This window comes from Parasalinivibrio latis, assembly GCF_036825535.1.
Classification (GTDB): Bacteria; Pseudomonadota; Gammaproteobacteria; order Enterobacterales; family Vibrionaceae; genus Parasalinivibrio; species Parasalinivibrio latis.
In genome coordinates, this window is record NZ_CP098813.1 from 813899 (window position 1) to 833312 (window position 19414).

Consider the following 19414-nt stretch of genomic DNA (forward strand, 5'->3'; position numbering starts at 1 on the left):
TAATGAATTTCGTCACTGACACCCCTGTTTTGTTAGTAAAACAGTAAAATTTTAGTTCCTAAATTGTGTCTTTCAGTTCCTGTTGAGTGAATTTTGAACGAACGATCATTTTTATGATAAAAAGCGCTTGCGGAAAAAATCGTAATGCCTATACTTCACTCCTGTCGACGGGGCGAGGGTTTGAGACTTGAGTCACGAAGATGATGAAACAAGATGAAATCTTGAGTTAGCATCAGTATCGACAAGCTCTTTAACAATTTGACCATGCAATCTGTGTGGGCACTCGTTGAAACAGAATAAAAGATTTATTCAATGAATCGAGTGACCAAACGAGATTCCTGAAAAGGAATATCGGCACAGTCAATTCTATCTATGAAAATAGATAAACAGTATTCATTGAGCCAAACCTTCGGGTTTGAAAAAACTTTAATTGAAGAGTTTGATCATGGCTCAGATTGAACGCTGGCGGCAGGCCTAACACATGCAAGTCGAGCGGCAGCGACAACAACAATCCTTCGGGAGCGTTGTTGGGCGGCGAGCGGCGGACGGGTGAGTAATGCTTGGGGATCTGCCTCTGGGCGGGGGATAACTACTGGAAACGGTAGCTAATACCGCATAATGTCTACGGACCAAAGCGGGGGACCTTCGGGCCTCGCACCCAGAGATGAGCCCAAGTGGGATTAGCTAGTTGGTGGGGTAATGGCTCACCAAGGCGACGATCCCTAGCTGGTCTGAGAGGATGATCAGCCACACTGGAACTGAGACACGGTCCAGACTCCTACGGGAGGCAGCAGTGGGGAATATTGCACAATGGGGGAAACCCTGATGCAGCCATGCCGCGTGTGTGAAGAAGGCCTTCGGGTTGTAAAGCACTTTCAGCAGTGAGGAAGGTGGTGTAGTTAATAGCTGCACCATTTGACGTTAGCTGCAGAAGAAGCACCGGCTAACTCCGTGCCAGCAGCCGCGGTAATACGGAGGGTGCGAGCGTTAATCGGAATTACTGGGCGTAAAGCGCATGCAGGCGGTCTGTTAAGTCAGATGTGAAAGCCCCGGGCTTAACCTGGGAGTTGCATTTGAGACTGGCAGGCTAGAGTCTTGTAGAGGGGGGTAGAATTCCAGGTGTAGCGGTGAAATGCGTAGAGATCTGGAGGAATACCGGTGGCGAAGGCGGCCCCCTGGACAAAGACTGACGCTCAGATGCGAAAGCGTGGGGAGCAAACAGGATTAGATACCCTGGTAGTCCACGCCGTAAACGATGTCTACTTGGAGGTTGTGCCTATAAGGTGTGGCTTTCGGAGCTAACGTGTTAAGTAGACCGCCTGGGGAGTACGGCCGCAAGGTTAAAACTCAAATGAATTGACGGGGGCCCGCACAAGCGGTGGAGCATGTGGTTTAATTCGATGCAACGCGAAGAACCTTACCTACTCTTGACATCCAGAGAAGCTTGAAGAGATTCGAGTGTGCCTTCGGGAGCTCTGAGACAGGTGCTGCATGGCTGTCGTCAGCTCGTGTTGTGAAATGTTGGGTTAAGTCCCGCAACGAGCGCAACCCTTATCCTTGTTTGCCAGCGAGTCATGTCGGGAACTCCAGGGAGACTGCCGGTGATAAACCGGAGGAAGGTGGGGACGACGTCAAGTCATCATGGCCCTTACGAGTAGGGCTACACACGTGCTACAATGGCATATACAGAGGGCAGCGAGACCGCGAGGTGGAGCGAATCCCAGAAAGTATGTCGTAGTCCGGATTGGAGTCTGCAACTCGACTCCATGAAGTCGGAATCGCTAGTAATCGTGGATCAGAATGCCACGGTGAATACGTTCCCGGGCCTTGTACACACCGCCCGTCACACCATGGGAGTGGGTTGCACCAGAAGTAGATAGCTTAACCTTCGGGAGGGCGTTTACCACGGTGTGATTCATGACTGGGGTGAAGTCGTAACAAGGTAGCCCTAGGGGAACCTGGGGCTGGATCACCTCCTTACCTAAACTGCTTCATGAGTGTCCACACAGATTGCCTGGTCGAAAAGTAAAGAGAGTATTTTGTTGGGGTACCCAAACCCTGGCACAGTGTCCCGTTCGTCTAGAGGCCTAGGACACCGCCCTTTCACGGCGGTAACAGGGGTTCGACTCCCCTACGGGACGCCACTTCATTGAAGTGAACGACGGGTCGTTAGCTCAGTCGGTAGAGCAGTTGGCTTTTAACCAATTGGTCGAAGGTTCGAATCCTTCACGACCCACCATCTTCCCCACAGAAGATGTAAAACTGTTTTGGTTCTGCTTTTTCAAAAGTGGAAACAGCCTGTGGGCGATTAGCTCAGTTGGGAGAGCACCTCCCTTACAAGGAGGGGGTCACTGGTTCGAGCCCGGTATCGCCCACCACTCTTTCTCTGAAAGAGAACCCTGATATGGGGCTATAGCTCAGCTGGGAGAGCGCCTGCCTTGCACGCAGGAGGTCTGCGGTTCGATCCCGCATAGCTCCACCACTCTCTAATTATTTTCTGCATGGATAAGCAGGTTCAACGAAAAGTATTTTTGTTGGATCCGTTTTTTTGTCTCTGAAAATCATTAGAAAGTGGTTCCTTGTCTCCTGTAGACACCGAAATACATGCTCTTTAACAATCTGGAAAGCTGACTAGTAGATTCAACAATGTTGGATCTGTTCTGAACTTCTTAGGAAGTGATGAACAAAGTTCTCAAATGTTTTGCTTTCACTTTTTTAAAAGTGAAGACAAATCGCAAACACATTCAAGTGTTTTGGTAGTGCTTTAAGCACAACTCAATTTGAGTACGGCGAAAACCAAATCTTGGTCCGCGTATGACTCGAAACTCCTTCGGGTTGTATGGTTAAGTGACTAAGCGTACACGGTGGATGCCTTGGCAGTCAGAGGCGATGAAGGACGTATTAACTTGCGATAAGCCCAGATAAGGCAGTAAAAGCCACTTGAGTCTGGGATGTCCGAATGGGGAAACCCACTGGCATAAGCCAGTATCGCTGCGTGAATACATAGCGCAGCGAGGCGAACCGGGAGAACTGAAACATCTAAGTACCCCGAGGAAAAGAAATCAACTGAGATTCCGGCAGTAGCGGCGAGCGAACCCGGATTAGCCCTTAAGCGTTTTAAGTGTTAGTGGAAGCCTCTGGAAAGTGGCGCGATACAGGGTGACAGCCCCGTACACGACAATGCTTTTAGCGTGAAAACGAGTAGGACGGGACACGTGTTATCTTGTCTGAAGATGGGGGGACCATCCTCCAAGGCTAAATACTCCTGACTGACCGATAGTGAACCAGTACCGTGAGGGAAAGGCGAAAAGAACCCCTGTGAGGGGAGTGAAATAGAACCTGAAACCGTGTACGTACAAGCAGTGGGAGCCCACTTGTTGGGTGACTGCGTACCTTTTGTATAATGGGTCAGCGACTTAATTTCAGTAGCAAGGTTAACCGCATAGGGGAGCCGTAGGGAAACCGAGTCTTAACTGGGCGTGCAGTTGCTGGAATTAGACCCGAAACCGAGTGATCTAGCCATGGGCAGGTTGAAGATTGAGTAACATCAATTGGAGGACCGAACCGACTAATGTTGAAAAATTAGCGGATGACTTGTGGCTAGGGGTGAAAGGCCAATCAAACTCGGAGATAGCTGGTTCTCCCCGAAAGCTATTTAGGTAGCGCCTCGGACGAATACTACTGGGGGTAGAGCACTGTTAAGGCTAGGGGGTCATCCCGACTTACCAACCCTTTGCAAACTCCGAATACCAGTAAGTACTATCCGGGAGACACACGGCGGGTGCTAACGTCCGTCGTGGAGAGGGAAACAACCCAGACCGCCAGCTAAGGTCCCAAAGTTATCGCTAAGTGGGAAACGATGTGGGAAGGCCCAGACAGCCAGGATGTTGGCTTAGAAGCAGCCATCATTTAAAGAAAGCGTAATAGCTCACTGGTCGAGTCGGCCTGCGCGGAAGATGTAACGGGGCTAAGCGATACACCGAAGCTGCGGCAATGCGATTTATCGCATTGGGTAGGGGAGCGTTCTGTAAGCGGCTGAAGGTGCACTGTAAGGTGTGCTGGACGTATCAGAAGTGCGAATGCTGACATGAGTAACGACAAAGGGGGTGAAAAACCTCCTCGCCGGAAGACCAAGGGTTCCTGTCCAACGTTAATCGGGGCAGGGTGAGTCGGCCCCTAAGGCGAGGCCGAAAGGCGTAGTCGATGGGAAACGGGTTAATATTCCCGTACTGCTGATAACTGCGATGGGGGGACGGAGAAGGCTAGGTGGGCCGGGCGACGGTTGTCCCGGTTCAAGGGTGTAGGCTGAGAAATTAGGTAAATCCGGTTTCTCTTAAGGCTGAGACCTGATGTCGAGCCACTACGGTGGTGAAGTCATTGATGCCATGCTTCCAGGAAAAGCCTCTAAGCTTCAGGTTATCAGTAACCGTACCCCAAACCGACACAGGTGGTCGGGTAGAGAATACCAAGGCGCTTGAGAGAACTCGGGTGAAGGAACTAGGCAAAATGGTACCGTAACTTCGGGAGAAGGTACGCTGCCCTTGGTGAAGTCCCTTGCGGATGGAGCTGAAGGCAGTCGCAGATACCAGGTGGCTGCAACTGTTTATTAAAAACATAGCACTGTGCAAATTCGAAAGAAGACGTATACGGTGTGACGCCTGCCCGGTGCCGGAAGGTTAATTGATGGGGTTAGTCTTCGGATGAAGCTCTTGATCGAAGCCCCGGTAAACGGCGGCCGTAACTATAACGGTCCTAAGGTAGCGAAATTCCTTGTCGGGTAAGTTCCGACCTGCACGAATGGCGTAATGATGGCCACGCTGTCTCCACCCGAGACTCAGTGAAATTGAAATCGCAGTGAAGATGCTGTGTACCCGCGGCTAGACGGAAAGACCCCGTGAACCTTTACTACAGCTTGGCACTGAACATTGAGCCTACATGTGTAGGATAGGTGGGAGGCTTTGAAGCGGTGACGCCAGTTGCCGTGGAGCCATCCTTGAAATACCACCCTTGTATGTTTGATGTTCTAACTTGGCCCCGTTATCCGGGGTGAGGACAGTGCCTGGTGGGTAGTTTGACTGGGGCGGTCTCCTCCCAAAGAGTAACGGAGGAGCACGAAGGTGGGCTAATCACGGTCGGACATCGTGAGGTTAGTGCAATGGCATAAGCCCGCTTGACTGCGAGAATGACGGTTCGAGCAGGTGCGAAAGCAGGTCATAGTGATCCGGTGGTTCTGAATGGAAGGGCCATCGCTCAACGGATAAAAGGTACTCCGGGGATAACAGGCTGATACCGCCCAAGAGTTCATATCGACGGCGGTGTTTGGCACCTCGATGTCGGCTCATCACATCCTGGGGCTGAAGTCGGTCCCAAGGGTATGGCTGTTCGCCATTTAAAGTGGTACGCGAGCTGGGTTTAGAACGTCGTGAGACAGTTCGGTCCCTATCTGCCGTGGGCGTTGGAGAATTGAGAGGGGCTGCTCCTAGTACGAGAGGACCGGAGTGGACGAACCTCTGGTGTTCGGGTTGTCACGCCAGTGGCATTGCCCGGTAGCTAAGTTCGGAATCGATAACCGCTGAAAGCATCTAAGCGGGAAGCGAGCCTCAAGATGAGTTCTCCCTGACACTTTAAGTGTCCTAAAGGGTTGTCGGAGACTACGACGTAGATAGGCAGGGTGTGTAAGCGCTGTGAGGCGTTGAGCTAACCTGTACTAATTGCCCGTGAGGCTTAACCATACAACACCCAAGGGGTTTTGTGCGTACTCAAGAGAATCAAACATCTTGAATGTGTAAGAGAACACGCTAGAAGACATCAGCTTTCAAGATTGTACCGAATTTGTCTGGCGACCATAGCATTGTGGCTCCACCTGAACCCATGCCGAACTCAGAAGTGAAACGCAATAGCGCCGATGGTAGTGTGGGGTCTCCCCATGTGAGAGTAGGACATCGCCAGGCTTTAAATTGGTTTTCATCTTTAAGAGAAGATGAAGGCAACACTGGATAAAGCAAGCTAACCATAAGACTTTATTCGGTAAACAGTATCGCTGCGGAGCGGTAGTTCAGTTGGTTAGAATACCGGCCTGTCACGCCGGGGGTCGCGGGTTCGAGTCCCGTCCGCTCCGCCACTTCTTAAGAAGCCCTGTCAGAAATGACGGGGCTTTTTTTCGTTGTATCAAATGCCTGTGTATGGGACTCGCGAGCCTTCGGCTTGAGCCCCGCTTGAACGCAAGCCCGGCCATCCGCCACTTCTTAAGAAGCCTCGTCAGAAATGACGGGGCTTTTTTCGTTGTATCAGATGCCTGTGAATGGGACTCGCGAGCCTTCGGCTTGAGCCCCGCTTGAACGCAAGCCCGGCCGTCCGCCACTTCTTAAGAAGCCCTGTCAGAAATGATGGGGCTTTTTTCGTTGTATCAAATGCCTGTGAATGGGACTCGTGAGCCTTCGGCTTGAGCCCCGCTTGAACGCAAGCCCGGCCGTCCGCCACTTCTTAAGAAGCCTCGTCAGAAATGACGGGGCTTTTTTCGTTGCCGAACATTTCTAGTACTACTCATTGTCCGGAACATCTTTGATAACCCGATTTAAAGCCCGAACTGCAAGGTCAATTCGGTCAGGGAATGGGCTGTCGGTTGAATAGAGTAGATATACCGGCAGTTCAAATTGCGGAGCCCCTATTACCTTTTTCAGGTTCCCTTCCTGTAATTCCTTTTCGATTAAGCGCTCAGGCAGGTAAGCGGTTCCACCTTGTTTATTGAGCCATTGGGTACCAACAGAGGCTAAACCGGACATAACGGGGGCGTTGCGAAGCTGAGGTAACCTTTCGCTGTGTGAGGAGGTGTACCCCCAGCCCCAATTAAGGTAAATGTATCGGTCTGGGTTTACGCTTTCTAACTCTTCGGCTTCTGTTGAAACCATCAGCAGGCGGTCACTGAACAGCCGTTCTACCAGTAATCCGGGAGCTGCTTCCCCGACAAGTGTGAGTGCTATATCCAGAGAGCCTTCCGAGACCTGCTGTATCAGCGCTGCAGAGTAGTCTGCTTCTACATGGATGGATTGTGTTGGTTGCAGAGCCCTGAGTGTCGCTATCCAATCCAGTAGCAGATCTCCGGCAAAAACGGAGTGGGCCCCAATTCGCAACAATCCTCCTGGTTGCTCTGACAACCGCGTTTCCCACTTTGCATTTTCCCAGCAGCGCTGCAAAGACAGGGCATGACGGTAAAAACACTGTCCTTGCACCGTGAGTTTCATACCCTGGGCACAGCGCATAAAAAGCTTTTGGTCGAGTTCTGCCTCAAGCAATTTTATCCGTGTACTGATTGCAGATTTTGTCAGGTGAAGCTTGTTGGCGCATTCCCCTAACCGCTGCACCTCCGCAAGCGTCAGGAAGGTCTTAATGCTCTGCATATCCATAAGGCTGAACTCATTATTTGTGTGAATGGCTTATGCCAATGTACCGCTATTTGGATGCGTTTGTTAATAGTTGTATCAGCGTTAAAAATTCTTGAATAGAGAGTGCAAAAAGATTCGATATGCGGCGCTTTATTCGGTGATTAGCATGTGGCTGGAACGGTATACATCACTCCGTTAGGATCCATTTGATGTCTCGGGTAAGGGAAGTTATCGATGACGTACAACAAAAGCCAATGCCAGCCGTTACAAAGACCACTGGCAGGAATAAAAGTGGTGGATTTCGGTCAGTACATTGCTGGGCCCGCAGTGGCAATGATGCTGGCCGATCTCGGCGCTGAAGTGGTTCATATTGACCCTCCCTCGGGCCCCCGTTGGAAGCATCCGGCAGACGCTGTTTTAAACCGGGGAAAGAAACGGTTTAGCCTGGATTTAAAAACTGAGCGGGATCTTCAGGTAGCCAAAGCTCTTATCCAACATGCAGATATTGTGGTGGAAAATTTTCGCCCTGGCGTTATGACCCGACTCGGGCTCGGTTCCGGTGAGGTAAGAGAACAAAACCCCGAGCTAATTTACCTTTCCCTACCGGGGTTTTCTGAAAAAGATAAAAAGTATTGCGATACACCGGCATGGGAAGGCGTTATTGCTGCGGCAGTCGGGCAATTCACAGACATGGGTTTAAACCGCATTTTATTGGGTATAAACCCCTCATTCTCTCCATTACCCCTGGCCTCTTCATATGCGGCGGTGTTGGGTGCAACTGCAGTGATGTCAGCGCTTTATTCAAGATTTAAAACCGGATTTGGAGACGCCATTGAAGTGCCGGCTTCAGCAGCCCTGATGGAGGGGCTTGCTTACAACTCTATGCTTGTTGAAGGCCTTCCTGACCGATATAAGTCCCCACGTGAACGGGAAATTGAAAAAAGGCGTGCAAACAACGAACCGTTCAATCTTGGTTACCCTGAGCTCCAGGAATTTCTCGACCCTTTCTACCGGACATACGTGTGCAAGGACGGGCGACCGTTTTATGCCGTCTGTTCATCCCATACCCGACACCCAATTGCCTGCCTCAAAGTGCTTGGAATATGGGATGACATTCAGCTTGCAGGTATTCCGACCCACAGTGCTTACCTGGATATGGAAGAGTGGCCTGAAGAGGCTGACTGCACCATCGTTTCTTACCCCCTGTCACGTCAATGGGCGGAAATCGTGTCAGCAAGAATGAAAAACGCTTTCCTTACCCGCACTGCATTTGAGTGGGAACAACAGTTTGGTGAGGCGGGAGTGCCTGGCTGTGCACTGAGGGAAACGAAGGAGTGGCTTCATTCTGAACACGCCGTGTTATCCGGTAGCATTCTTGAGGTTGAAGACCCTGTTTATGGAACCATGAAGCAGTTGGGTAATATCTGCTGGCTGGCAGGTGACGATGGCGTTGTGATCAAGCAGCCTGCGGATGTGCCTAAAACAAGAGATGAAATAACGCTCAAGGAAGTTGAGCAACTGATAACCCGTTGGAAAGAAGTTAATCCTGCTGATCTCACCGCGTGTACATCGAACCGCGCAGGCGGTTGGCTAGACGGTGTCCGAATTCTTGACCTGACCAACGTTATTGCCGGGCCTACCATCGCCGGTACCCTGGCAAGGTTCGGGGCAGATGTAATCAGTATCGACCCGCCTGAGCCTTCATTGGACCCCTGGAATTCCACTGTGTTTGGCATGCAAGCCAACCAGGGTAAACAGAGCTTGTTGCTTGACCTCAAAAGCCCGGAGGGAAAAGCCCTTTTTGAGAAATTATTGCCTCAAACCGATGTTATTACGGTCAATGCCAGTGATGAACAACTGCAACGGTTGGGATTGACCCTGGAAGCACTCCGCGAAATAAACCCTGAACTGATTCTTTGCCAATTTGATGCATACGGGGGCCCCAAGGCAGGCCCACGCAGCAATCATCCCGGTTATGACGATCTCGTACAGGCGACAACCGGCATTATGTCCCGCTTTGGCGGTGGGATGGATACACCGGAAGAACATGCGCATTTTGGCACTATCGATGTCCTGGGGGGATATTGCGCTGCATTTGCAGTCGGTGTTGCCCTGGTGAACCGGGCAAAAGGAAATGGGGGGACAGTGGCTCGGAGCTCCCTTGTTGCTGCCGGGCAGCTTATTCAGGTGCCTTTCATGTATGACTTTAAGGGCAGGGCACCTTTTAACGAACCCAGCGGGCGGGAAGTCAAAGGAGTTGATGCTCTTTACCGTTGTTACCAAGCCAGCGATGGATGGTTTTTTCTGGCAGTGGACAGGGACACCAGGCTGGAGGCGTTTCTTGCTTCCGTGCATCCATTAATGGTGGATTTGTCCGATAACACAGCAACTGAGAAATGCCTGGAAGAGAGTTTTAGATCCATGCCAATGGAGCATTGGCGAAACGTGTTCCGGGCTAAGGATATCGGTTGCCAGCCCTTGGCCAGAATGAGTGATTTGCGGGAAAAGGTGCTGATGAAAGAGGACGAGGTGGAACTCGACGGATCTTCCAGCGTGGCTTTTATCCGTTATGCCGATCATCCGAGCGGCTATGCGGTGAACGTCATTGCCCCGAATGCCATTCGACCAAAACACTCAAAAATTTTGCTGCCGGATCCCATGCCGAAATACGGTGCGCATACCCGCGAAATACTGCAAGACCTCGGGCAGTCAATCGAAGAAATTGAATCACTGATAGCCCGGGGAGTCGTTGCTACAGGGTGGAGCAAAAAATACCTCCCAGACTGAGCATAGGCCGGATGACTGCGGCCACTGCATTGGCTGGGTCACTCCGTTGATCAACGTAATAATTGGATTGTGTAAGGAAACGATGGCGATGAAAACGGAAGCTGTTGTGGATGTGCAAAGCACCTGCTACCGCAGAGGGGTGATGTTAGTTCTGTTTGCCGGGCTGCTATGGAGTTTGGGGGGAGTTGGCATACGTATGATCGAAGCGGTCGATGGCTGGCAGATTATATTCTTTCGATCAGCTGGTATGGCTTTGTTCATATTGATTGCAATAGTAATCCGGAGCAGAAGGAACGTCGTTCAATCGTTCAGCAAGGCAGGAAAAATTGGGTTGATCGCCGGAGTCTGTTTCGGCAGTTCCTTTATCACCAATATTTACGCCATGCTGAACAATTCCATTGCCAATGTATCGTTTATCGCAAGCTCAGTCCCGTTTTTCGTCGCGCTTTTAGGTTGGCTTTTTCTCAGGGAGAAAGTCAGGCGGAAGACCTGGGTGGCTATATCGATTTCCATGCTGGGTATTTTGGTTATGGTTGTAACATCCCTGACAAACCAAGAATGGTGGCGGATGTTACTACCCTTTTTGATGGTGATTGGCTATGCCACGGGGACGGTTGCCATTCGGTATGGCAAAGACGTAGATATGCTGCCCGCCCTGTTTATAGCAGCGTTTTTTTCAATGTGTTTTTCCGGTTCGATGATCAGTGAGTTTTCTTTGTCATCCAACGATTTAATGATTTGCCTTGGACTCGGTGTTGTCCAGTCGGGGGCTGGGATGGCGCTGTTTACAATCGGTGCGCGGTATGTGCCGGCAGCAGAATTGACGTTGCTGGGGTTGATAGAGGTCGTCCTGTCCCCGCTGTGGGTGTGGATGGCTGTTGGTGAAATGCCGGCATTTTGGACATTGGCAGGTGGGATGATTGTTTTGCTCGGTGTGATGGTTCAGGCATCGGGAACCCGTCGGAGTGTTGCTGCCAGCGTAGGGTGAAGTTGAGCTCAGAGGTCGATTTTAGCCATGAAAATGTCGCTTTGGGGTATGTGAAATTTTTATATTGAATTCTCGCATTGAATGTCCGGATAGTGAGTCAAAAAATCGCTTAACAACCATCGACAGAAAAATAACACTTTACTAATTTGTAAATAAATTGACCTTTTATTCGGTGGTGTGGTGGTAGGATTTAGGCAAGTTATTTCCAGTCTGGGCGCCTTTGTTTGCAGATTCCTGCGGCACAGGCAGCCATGATTCTTAAACCTGACAGTGATGGTGTTTACACCGTCAGTTTTCTGGTTCTACCGGAATATGCAATGGTTTGCCTTCTGTCCGCGATTGAAACGATGCGGGTGGCAAATCGGTTCGCCGGACGAGAAGTATTCCGCTGGCAATTGCTGAGTACAAACGGTGAACCGGTTAACGCCAGCAATCAACTGGCGTTGCTGGAAACTAAGTCTATTGAAGACGTCCCAGCCCCTAAGAATCTGTTTGTTTGTTCCAGTTTTAACCCCAAAAGCTATATGTCAGGCAACGCTTTGGCTTGGTTAAGAAGCCTGTACCGACGGGGAGCCGTTATCGGCGCTGTGGATACCGGCTGTTATCTGTTGGCCGCGGCAGGCATTATCCGAAACAGCAGGGTTACCTTGCATTGGGAAGCGATTCCGGCCTTCCTTGAAGAACACCCGGGGGTTGAAGTCACCAATGAGTTGTTTGAAATAGACCACAACCTGATCACCTGCGCAGGGGGAACTGCTTCAATTGATTTGATGTTGCATATTATCCAGGCTGAACTCAGCCAGGATCTGGCATTGGCTGTGTGCGAGCAATTTATCAAATCAGGTATCAGGCAAAAGTCGGACAAGCAGCGCATAAGCCTTGCTTTTCGCCTTCATGTGCACGACTCGCGTTTGTTGCGGGTGTTGGCGCTGATGGAAACCAACCTGGAAATTCCACTTAACCCCAGTGAGCTTGCTGAACATGCGCACCTTTCCATCAGGCAGGTTGAGCGATTGTTCCGCCGTCACTTGAGCACCACCCCCGCTAACTATTACCTTGGATTACGCCTTGGGCGGGCCCAACAGTTGCTCAGGGAGTCTCATCTCAGTGTGTCAGAAATTGCCATTGCATGCGGCTTTAACTCGAGCGCACATTTTTCAAGGGCCTACAGCAAAGCCAACGGCCTGACTCCAAGCCAGGACCGCCGGGATCGGTTTGCAGTGAATCAAACTCAGCACTGAACGGATGCACCGGTCAGGTGTTCACCTCCATCCTGGGCTATGCAGGTTCCTGTAATAAATGCAGCGGCTGGAGATGCTAGGAATGCTACTGTCTGGGCGATTTCTTCAGGCTCTCCCATTCTTTTAATCAAGATTTTATCGATCCCGGCCTGCAGGTTGGCCTGGTCGTAGTTTTCCAGCCCGCTTGTTCTAATTGTTCCCGGAGCAATGGCATTTACGCGAATGTGGTGCGGAGCCCACTCCCACGCGAGTGTTTTTGTGAGGTTTACAACGCCTGACCGTGCAGCGGCGGCATGAGCCATCCCTGGAAGCCCGTTTTCCTGACACAACACGATATTGATGATTGCCCCAGGAATTTTCCTTTCGATGCAGTGTCCAGTAAACCTCTGGCTCATTAGGAATGTGCCGTTGAGGTTAAGCTCGACTACTGCTTTGAAACCATTGGGCGAGATGTCCAGAGCCGGCGCTGCAAATTGGCCTCCGGCATTGTTTACAAGTATATCCAGCTGAATGTCACGGTTTTGCAGAGAGCTGTACAGGTCGTCAATGCTCTGGGGATCACGAATATTTACCTCATGGCAAATGACGTCAATCCCTTCCTCCATCAAACAGGAGGAGGCCTGCGCCAATCGCTCGGTATCCCGGGCAGCGATCACGACCCGGCATCCCAGTCTTCCCAGGGTTTGTGCAATAGCGAAACCGATACCCGAGCCTCCACCGGTGATGAGGGCAGTTTTGCCGCTGTACAAACCGGGCTTAAATACATTACTCATTGTTAATTTCTCCACTGATTTTTTAGGTCATGATCCTTGCCAGATTGGCTGGCGGGCTTCGTTAAATGCGTTAATCCCGTCTTTTGCATCGTCGGAGGCCAGCATTTTCCGGTAACTGCCCAGCGTGCCGCTGCGCTGCAGGCGGAATGCGCTGTCAATGTCCATCCCATCGCTCTGGTTAACCAGTTCTTTAATTGCTTGCTGGGCAAGGGGCGCTCCGGTGCAAAGGGTTTCGGCTAATTTCCACGCGGTAAAAATCAACTGGTCGGCCGGCACGACTGTATTTACAACGCCCCACATTTGCGCTTCTCGTGCACTAAGGCGTTTGCCTGTAAGCAGCATTTCCATAGCCAATGCGCGCGGCAGGCGTTTAGGTAATCGAAATACACCACCAGAATCTGGTGCGATGCCAATTTGAACCTCCGGGAGAAAAAACTGCGCATTGTCTGCAGCTACGAGCAGGTCACAGGCAAGCGCAAGCTCAAAGCCGCCTCCTACCGCCATGCCATTAATAGCGCCAATTACCGGTTTGGTGAGGCCGAAGTATTCGGTTAACCCAGCAAACCCTCCAGGGCCGTGATCGGCATCCACCGCTTCACCTTCTGCGGCAGCTTTAAGATCCCAGCCGGCAGAAAAAAAGCGGTTTCCGGCGCTGGTCAGAATGGCGACCTGCAAGGACGGGTTTTCCTGGTAGGCACGGAAAACGTTGTAAAGCGTCCTGCTGGTCTGGCAATCGATGGCGTTGGCTTTGGGGCGGTTAAGGGTAACAAGGAGAACAGCTCCCCTTGGTTCCGTTGTAACAGCGTCGGTCATGGTTCATCCCTCTAGATCTACACAGAAGCGACACGCGAAAAGTCGCGCTTAACGATTCAATAACATTAAATGACGGGCTGTATGTGAGGTTTGATATCCAGCGGCATGTTTACGCTATACAGCGACAGTGTTGGCGAGGAATGTAACGGCGAAGTGAAATGTTGTCGTCTTGTTAAATCATGATGTCGTCAAATGTAAAAAATCGATTTCTGCATTGGCGTAATTTGTCGTCAAGGGTCTTCACACCTTTTGGGTTGTGAGGGAGAAGGGAGTGTTTTTACTGCCAGGAATGACGGCGTATTAAAACGACAATGCGGAGAGACCAAGATGGATTTCAACTTATCCAATGCGCATCTTGAATTGCAGGCCAAAGCCAAAGAGTTTACCGAGCAGGTGCTTTTTCCCCATGAGATGGAGTGTGAAGTCAATGATGGCATCAGCCGGGAGACGCACCAGAAGATCATTGCCTCTACATTGGAGTGGGAGTTTAACGCGCCCAATCACAGTAAAGAGGACGGTGGGCAGGGTTTCAGCATTTTTGAGCAGACCCTGCTGAACGAGCAGCTTGGCAAAGCGACCGGTGCTATCTGGGACGCGCTTTGGTATCCGTCTTACCCAATGCGTTTTGCAACAAAAGCACAAAAAGAAGAATACCTGATTCCAACGTGCCTGGGGGCCCGACGTGACGCCTATGCTATCACCGAAGCTGATGCAGGCTCCGATCCCACCCAATGTGTAACGCGGGCTGACAAAGTCGATGGGGGATGGAAAATTAATGGTGAAAAGTGGTTTGTCACCATTGGAGACATAGCAGATTACCTGTTGGTTCATGCCCATGTAGACGGTGATCCGGCAAAACCCACGGTGTTTTTCGTCGACAAAAACCTCCCGGGTGTGGAGGTGAAGCGCACGCCGCTTTATACCCACCATTTTGCATTTAAACATCCTGAATTTACTTTTACTGACGTCATTGTTGGTGATGACAAAGTCCTAGGAGATATCGGCCAGGGGTTTGACATGACCAAAGACTGGTTTGTCGAAGCCCGGTTAGGTATTGCTGCCCGCTGTGTAGGTGGGGCTATCCGAGCAGCAGAAGAGGCTAACCGGTTTGCCGCTGAGCGGATCCAGTTTGGCCAGCCTGTCAGGGATTTCCAGGCTATCGAGTTCATGCTGGCTGATATGGCGGTAGAGATTATGGCTGCGAAATCCATGCTTTACCGGCTGAGCTGGGAGATAGACCAAACCCAAGACCGCAAGCGAAACCATGCCCGAGCAGCGGCGCTCAAGCTCCATTGCTCTGAGATGGTGGGGCGTGTATGTGACAGGGCCCTGCAAATTCTGGGAGGGCGAGGTTATATGCGTGAGCAGGCTGTAGAGCGCCTTTGGCGCGATACACGGGTTGACCGGATTTGGGAAGGGACCTCAGAAATCCAGCGAGTGATTATCGGTGGGCAGATAAAGAAACGCGGCATGGATATATACACCGGCTGGTAGCGCGGAAAGCAGTTAAAGATTCGAAGGTAAATGAGGTTTATATGTCCCTAGACACTAACCTGAGGCGGTTGTTGTCGCCTCGCAGTATCGTCTTTATTGGTGGCTCCAGCCTGGCGGAACCTATTCAAAACACCCGGTCAGTGGGTTTTGAAGGCGACATCTGGGTTGTGAATCCCAAATACCACGAACTTGCCGGTGTTCGGTGCTTCGCATCGGTTGCAGATCTGCCTGCTGTACCGGATGCCGCGTTTGTGGCTGTGCGAGCAGATCTCACGGTGTCGGTCATTGCTGAACTCGCTGAAAAAGGGTGTGGCGGTGCAGTCTGTTACGCGGCAGGTTTTGCTGAAATCGGCGGTGATGGAGTAACGCTGCAAAAACAACTGGTGGATGTTGCGGAAGACATGGCGGTTGTAGGTCCGAACTGTTATGGCCTGCTTAATTTCAACAGTGGGGTGGCACTGTGGCCTGATCGGCTGTCGGGCGGAAGGCATGAAACCGGTGTAGCGATTATCAGCCAGAGCGGTAACCTGGCGCTTAACCTCACTATGCAGGACCGGTCTGTACCGATTACTCATTTAATCAGCGTCGGCAACCAGGCGGTGTTGGGAGCCGGAGACTATATCGAACCCTTGCTGGAAGACGACCGGGTCAAAGCCATCGGCTTTTACATCGAAGGACTGAAAGACATTGCAGGGTTCAGTCGTGCCGCGTTAAAGGCGCTGAAAAAAGGTGTGCCCCTGGTGGTGCTGAAAGCTGGGACATCAGAAATTGGTACACAGCTGACACTCAGTCATACCAGCTCCCTGGCGGGTTCAGATGATATGTACCAGGCCATGTTTGAGCGCCTTGGCATTATGCGTGTCCATTCCCAGGCTGAACTGCTTGAAACCCTCAAGCTGGCGGCAGTTTGCCAGGTACCACCCAGCAACCGTGTCGGTATTCTTACCTGCTCCGGCGCGGATTCAGCACTGATGGCGGATGCTCTGGACAAGGCCGGGCTTACCCTTCCTCCTCTGACTGCGGCGCAGGTTGAAAAGTTGTCTGGCATCCTGCCCGGGTTTGTAACCCTTTGTAACCCGCTGGATTACAACACCTCTATCTGGGGGGATCTTGAGGGGTCAACCCAGGTTTTCGGCATGATGATGGATGGTGAGAGTGACACCAATATCCTGGCACTGGACTTCCCTAAACCCGGCATTGGGAGTGACCGTGAGTGGCAGGTGGCTGTTAACGCCATGATTGCTGCACATAAGGCGCGAAATAAAACGGCCATTGTCCTGAGTAATCTCGGTGAGCTTTTGCCAGAGGCGGTGAGGGAACGACTTATTGACGCCGGTATAGCCCCGATGCAGGGACTGCAAGAGGGATTGGCGGCGCTTGCCGCATTGGTTCACTACGGGAGACGACGTGAATCAGTGGAGGCAATGACCAACCCGGATCAATTACTTCTCCATGCGGCACTGCTTCAAGATGGGAAAGCCCAGTTGCTGGATGAATGGGAGTCCAAGTTACAGGTTGGGGCTTATGGCATGCCGGTACCTTGGGGAAAAACTGCAAACCGGTCCGGGTTAGCAGAGGCTGCAGAATCTATAGGATTCCCAGTGGTTGTGAAAGCAGTCAGCCGGCAACTTGCGCATAAAACGGAAGCCGGTGCAGTCGCGCTCAACCTGCAGAGCGGGGAGGAAGTCGCCCTTGCCGCAGATACCATGGCAAAAAATCTGGTCGGACGCGGAATAACAGATTGCCGTTTTCTCGTTGAACCCATGATTTCCGATGCTGTGGGCGAGCTTATAGTCGGGTTAAAGCGAGACGAGCAGTTTGGTTTGGTGCTGGTGGTTGGAACCGGGGGGATATTGGTTAATCTGCTGAATGACAGCAAGACCCTGCTGTTGCCCACGGATAAAGACACCGTCACTCAAGCGCTGATGTCGCTGAAAGGCGCCCGGTTGCTGACCGGGTACAGAGGCCGTCCGGAAGGGGATATACAGGCGGCTGCAGACGCGGTGATGTGTGTTGCGGAATTTGCTATAGAGCGTTGGGGCGATCTTCTGGAACTGGACATCAACCCGCTTATGGTCCGCCCGAAAGGGATGGGCGTTGTAGCGGCCGATGCGCTGGTTCGCATGAAGGGGTGACCTTTGTATTGCCACCATCAAATGGTGGCTTTTTTATTGGATGAGAATACTCAAGGAAAGAGCATTTCTGAATGATTCATCACAAGGACGTATCGGCAGATACGTTAGGAGGATAGGTATGAACAGAGAGAATGATAATGGAAAACTGGTTATAGATAAGGCGGTTTTCCTGCCCGCAATCATCATGATTCTAGCAACAAGTATTCCACTGGCCATCAACCCCGATGCCGGAAAGGCGGTGGTAAGTGGACTGCTTGGTTGGGTGACTGGGCAATTTGGCTGGCTCTATCTTATATCCGGTATCGGAAGCCTGTTTTTTATGACCTGGCTGGCGTTTGGCCCGGTAGGCAGGATTAAGCTGGGTGCTCCGGAAGAAGGTCCGGAATTTAAAACCATCCCCTGGATAGCAATGCTGTTTTGTGCAGGCATCGGGATTTCGATTTGCAACTGGGCTTTTGTAGAGCCGCTTTACATGTTGTCCGGCCTTCCCCTTGGTGTTGAAGCCAATACGCCTGAAGCGGCGGAGTGGGCAGCGATGTACCCGATGTTTCATTGGGGGGTGGTTCCCTGGGCCCTCTACCTGATGCCGGCGTTGCCTATTGGGTATGTACTCTATGTCCGTAAACGCAATGTGCTTCGGTTGAGTGAAGCATGCCGGGGAGTATTGGGGAATTTAGTTGATGGCCCGGTAGGGAAAGTGATCGACATTATTGTGGTGTTCTCCATCGTGGGTGGGGTCGGAACTTCCCTAGGGCTTTCTGTCCCGTTGGTATCCGAGCTGTTTCAGGAAATATTTGGGGTGGAAGACACCTTTTTACTCCAAATGGGCATCCTGTTCCTTTGGACTGCAATGATTGCGTGGAGTGTCTACAACGGGTTGGGGAAAGGGATCCAGACTCTCTCAAATATCAATACAGTTCTCGGGTTTGTGCTGCTGTTTTTCGTTCTGGTTGTCGGTCCGACGGTCTTTTTGCTGAATCTCTGGTCAAACAGCTTCGGCCTGTTTCTGGACAACTTTTTCCGATTGAATTTCTGGACGGATCCGGTAGCTAAAGGAGGGTTCCCTGAAGGGTGGACAATTTTTTACTGGGCGTGGTGGATTGCCTACGCGCCGATGATGGGACTCTTTGTTGCACGCATTTCCCGTGGTCGAACCATCAAGGAATTGATCCTGCATGGTGTTATCTGGGGAAGCATCGGGTGCTGGGCGTTTTTTGCAATATGGGGGGGCTATGCCGTCAACCTGCAAATTAACGGGGTGATAGACCTGCAATCGATCCTCAATACCAGCGGTATTCCCGCGACGGTTGTTGCCGTGCTCAAAACACTGCCGCTTTCCACCGTTATCATTCCGGTGTTTACGTTGCTTTGCTTTGTTTTTCTGGCAACTACGGTGGATTCATCTGCTTACATGCTGGCCTCAATTTGTACCAAGGAGATCTCTGGTTACCAGGAACCGGCGCGCTGGAACCGGATTCTGTGGACAGTGTTGTTGGCTGTTGTTGGAGTAGGACTGCTCTCTGTGGGGGGGCTAAAGGCGGTGCAAACATCCACCATCCTGGTTGCACTTCCAATGATTCCGGTATTGGTGGTTATGTCGATGTCGCTTCTCCGCTGGGTATACCGGGACTTTGGTGGCTTGCTGTCCCATTCATCGATCGCTCGCTGCAGCAAAGACGGTAACCCGGTTCTGGTGAGGACGAATAAAAATGGTGAAGCTGAAATTACGCCTGTTTCCCGAGAGATGGGCACAGGAACGACCGGTGTGTCCGGTTCTTGATTGACAATGCAGTGATAGGCC

At 51.4% G+C, this 19414-nt stretch carries 9 protein-coding genes, 5 tRNA genes and 3 rRNA genes; 14 read left to right on the forward strand and 3 right to left on the reverse strand.

From position 1 onward, the window contains the following. Positions 1–427: 427 nt before the first annotated feature. The 8 genes from NF212_RS20730 to NF212_RS20765 all read left to right on the forward strand — a co-directional run bounded on the left by NF212_RS20730 (position 428) and on the right by NF212_RS20765 (position 6121). Positions 428–1980 (forward strand): 16S ribosomal RNA (locus NF212_RS20730). An 88-nt stretch (positions 1981–2068) separates the two neighbouring features. Beyond that, positions 2069–2144: transfer RNA gene (locus tag NF212_RS20735), tRNA-Glu, on the forward strand. A gap of 19 nt (positions 2145–2163) precedes the next feature. Continuing rightward, positions 2164–2239, forward strand: a tRNA-Lys gene (locus tag NF212_RS20740). A 63-nt stretch (positions 2240–2302) separates the two neighbouring features. Further along, positions 2303–2378: transfer RNA gene (locus NF212_RS20745), tRNA-Val, on the forward strand. A gap of 28 nt (positions 2379–2406) precedes the next feature. Next, positions 2407–2482, forward strand: a tRNA-Ala gene (locus tag NF212_RS20750). Positions 2483–2841: 359 nt separating this feature from the next. Continuing rightward, positions 2842–5732: ribosomal RNA gene (locus tag NF212_RS20755) — 23S ribosomal RNA — on the forward strand. Between the two features lie 103 nt (positions 5733–5835). Beyond that, positions 5836–5951: ribosomal RNA gene (gene rrf / locus NF212_RS20760) — 5S ribosomal RNA — on the forward strand. Together the 16S, 23S and 5S rRNA genes with 5 tRNA genes alongside form the textbook arrangement of a ribosomal RNA operon. 93 nt (positions 5952–6044) lie before the next feature. Next, positions 6045–6121 (forward strand) — tRNA-Asp (locus NF212_RS20765). A 418-nt stretch (positions 6122–6539) separates the two neighbouring features. Here the strand turns inward: NF212_RS20765 and NF212_RS20770 are convergent. Beyond that, complete coding sequence (locus NF212_RS20770; RefSeq protein ID WP_434362838.1) at positions 6540–7403, reverse strand: LysR family transcriptional regulator; 864 nt, start codon at positions 7401–7403, stop codon at positions 6540–6542. A 213-nt stretch (positions 7404–7616) separates the two neighbouring features. Here NF212_RS20770 and NF212_RS20775 point away from each other — a divergent pair, with 213 nt between their 5' ends. The 3 genes from NF212_RS20775 (at position 7617) to NF212_RS20785 (ending at position 12398) form a co-directional block, all read left to right on the forward strand. Then, positions 7617–10169, forward strand: coding sequence for a CoA transferase (locus NF212_RS20775; protein ID WP_434362839.1), 2553 nt, complete (start codon positions 7617–7619; stop codon positions 10167–10169). Between the two features lie 46 nt (positions 10170–10215). Then, positions 10216–11157, forward strand: a complete 942-nt coding sequence (locus NF212_RS20780; RefSeq protein ID WP_434362841.1) for a DMT family transporter — start codon at positions 10216–10218, stop codon at positions 11155–11157. Positions 11158–11381: 224 nt separating this feature from the next. Next, on the forward strand, positions 11382–12398 hold the full coding sequence (locus NF212_RS20785) for a GlxA family transcriptional regulator (RefSeq protein WP_434362843.1): 1017 nt from the start codon (positions 11382–11384) through the stop codon (positions 12396–12398). On the opposite strand, the gene NF212_RS20790 is transcribed toward NF212_RS20785, so the two are convergent. Together NF212_RS20790 and NF212_RS20795 are read right to left on the reverse strand one after the other, a co-directional pair. Then, a complete protein-coding gene (locus NF212_RS20790; protein ID WP_434362845.1) occupies positions 12389–13171 on the reverse strand; it encodes an SDR family oxidoreductase in 783 nt (260 codons plus the stop codon). The genes NF212_RS20785 and NF212_RS20790 overlap by 10 nt on opposite strands. Before the next feature lie 27 nt (positions 13172–13198). Continuing rightward, entirely contained in the window at positions 13199–13984 is a 786-nt protein-coding gene (locus NF212_RS20795; protein ID WP_434362846.1) for an enoyl-CoA hydratase-related protein, read from the reverse strand. Positions 13985–14311: 327 nt separating this feature from the next. On the opposite strand from NF212_RS20795, the gene NF212_RS20800 reads away from it, so the two are divergent. From NF212_RS20800 to NF212_RS20810, 3 genes are all read left to right on the forward strand, one after another. Then, positions 14312–15478 (forward strand): acyl-CoA dehydrogenase family protein, encoded by a 1167-nt coding sequence (locus NF212_RS20800; protein WP_434362848.1) that lies wholly within the window; start codon positions 14312–14314, stop codon positions 15476–15478. Positions 15479–15519: 41 nt separating this feature from the next. Further along, entirely contained in the window at positions 15520–17613 is a 2094-nt protein-coding gene (locus NF212_RS20805; RefSeq protein ID WP_434362849.1) for an acetate--CoA ligase family protein, read from the forward strand. Positions 17614–17731: 118 nt separating this feature from the next. Beyond that, positions 17732–19393: a BCCT family transporter gene (locus NF212_RS20810; protein WP_434362851.1), complete on the forward strand. Its 1662-nt coding sequence runs from the start codon at positions 17732–17734 to the stop codon at positions 19391–19393. The last annotated feature ends 21 nt before the right edge of the window (positions 19394–19414 follow it).